The sequence below is a fragment of the uncultured Porphyromonas sp. genome (assembly GCF_934359325.1).
Classification (GTDB): Bacteria; Bacteroidota; Bacteroidia; order Bacteroidales; family Porphyromonadaceae; genus Porphyromonas_A.
Map to the genome: position 1 here is coordinate 1 of NZ_CAKRLH010000260.1, position 1,893 is coordinate 1,893.

Below are 1,893 nucleotides of genomic sequence, written 5' to 3' on the forward strand. Positions count from 1 at the left end.
GCATTGAAGGCATCCATCGTCGAGTCTATCTGCTCAGCCAGGGGCTCTTCGGCACGATAGGTCACGGTGTAGTAGGTGGTAAAGCGCTCTCCTGTCTCACGATAAAACGTCCCCTCCCCGCGATTACAACCAGCAAGAAGGATAAGTAGGGAGAGGGTAAGTAATTTAGATCTCATCACGTAGGGCATAGGTATTTCGTCCGGGACTTTGCCGGGCTATGAGCTCACCGAGGAATCCGGTGAGGAAGAGCAAGACCCCCAGCACGATAGCCAGGAGACAGAGGTAAAAAGCAGGCAGATCGGTCACTAATCGGGCGGGGATACCGTGGTATAGGGAGTAAAGCTTCGATCCGAGGACACAGAGGAGGGCAATCAGTCCCAGGAAAAACATGACGCTACCCCAGAGACCGAAGAAGTGCATCGGCTTGCGACCAAAGGTGCCCATAAACCAGAGGACCAGGAGATCGAGGTAGCCGTTGACAAATCGGTCCATGCCAAACTTTGTCTTCCCATACTTGCGAGGCTGGTGATGGACCACCAGTTCGCCGATCTTGCCGTACCCCGCCATCTTCGCCATGTAGGGGAGATAGCGGTGCATGTCGTTATAGACCTCGATGTGCTTCACCACCTCATTCTTGTAGCTCTTGAGTCCACAATTGAAGTCGTGCAGCGGGATGCCTGAGAAGAAGCGCACGGTGGCATTGAAGAGCTTCGTGGGACCGGTCTTGGAGAGCGGGTCATACCGCTTCTTCTTCCACCCACTCACCACGTCGTAGTCCTCCTCACGGATCATCCGATAGAGCTCGGGGATCTCATCAGGAGAGTCCTGCAGGTCGGCATCCATCGTGATGACGACGGCACCTGCAGCGCGCTCAAATCCCGTCTGCAGACCGGGCGACTTCCCGTAGTTGCGAGCAAAGCGAATCGCCCGGACATGCGGATCCTCCGCATGGAGCCGCTCGATGACCTCCCAGGAGCGATCGATACTTCCATCGTCGATAAAGATGATCTCATACGTGATCCCCATCTCCGTGACGACACGGGTGATCCACTCGTGAAGCTCAGGGAGGGACTCCTGCTCATTATAGAGCGGGATGACGATCGACAAGTCTATGGGGTAATTCTTCTCTTGAGACATATAGGTATAGTAGAGGGACAAAGATACCGATAATCAGCCTCTACGGAGGAAGATCGAGGCGATGAAGATATAGAGCGTCCCGAGGGTAAAGGAGAGCGAGATCACCCCTCTCGTCATCAGTGCGGGCGTGATTCTCCGATAGGACTCCAGAAGCACCTCGCGATCCGCCTCGCTGCCCAGCATCTGCCCCGCGAGCTCGATACTCTGCTCCATATAGCTGACAAACGTAGGATCTCGGAAGAGGTAAGTAAAGACCAGTAGGTAAGCCAGCGTCGCCACGATCAGGGCAAAGAGGTAGATCACTCCCATCACAGTGACACAGCGGGAGTAGGACAGCTGCTCTCCAAATACGATCAGACGATACTTCCGCAGCTCCTGCGTCAGCAGAACCGGGATCAGGATCAGCCCACCCGTAAGGAAGAGTGTAGAGAAAAGGGGTTGCTTGTAGAAGAGCATCCCGACAGCCTGAGCCACGAAGCCCATACCGACGAGTAGCCCGCTCCACATCATCGCCTGCAGGAAGCTTCGGGCGAGACGCTTTTTCTGTGTGTCCTTATTATCCGGATCCATTTGGTATCATCGACGTAGTGAGAGACAAAGGTACCAATTAATGTAGCAGGCAGCGCTAAGACAAAAAAAAAGAAGAAGTAACAAACCCATCAAAGGCTTATTACTTCTCCTGCGGTGCGAACGGGACTCGAACCCGTGACCTCCTGCGTGACAGGCAGGCATTCTAACCAGCTGAACTACCGCACC

Annotated in this window: 2 protein-coding genes and 1 tRNA gene; all 3 read right to left on the reverse strand. The window is 54.4% G+C overall.

The annotated features are described in order from the left end of the window. Positions 1-165: 165 nt before the first annotated feature. Positions 166-1,113 (reverse strand): glycosyltransferase, encoded by a 948-nt coding sequence (locus tag Q0F21_RS07570; protein WP_297238786.1) that lies wholly within the window; start codon positions 1,111-1,113, stop codon positions 166-168. A 57-nt stretch (positions 1,114-1,170) separates the two neighbouring features. Next, on the reverse strand, positions 1,171-1,707 hold the full coding sequence (locus tag Q0F21_RS07575; RefSeq protein WP_297238784.1) for a DUF4199 domain-containing protein: 537 nt from the start codon (positions 1,705-1,707) through the stop codon (positions 1,171-1,173). Positions 1,708-1,819: 112 nt separating this feature from the next. After that, positions 1,820-1,893, reverse strand: a tRNA-Asp gene (locus tag Q0F21_RS07580).

What these genes read in the sequence shown, in the direction of transcription:
- Q0F21_RS07575 (WP_297238784.1), bottom strand. Translation starts at nt 1,707, where the DNA reads ATGGATCCGGATAATAAGGACACACAGAAAAAGCGTCTCGCCCGAAGC.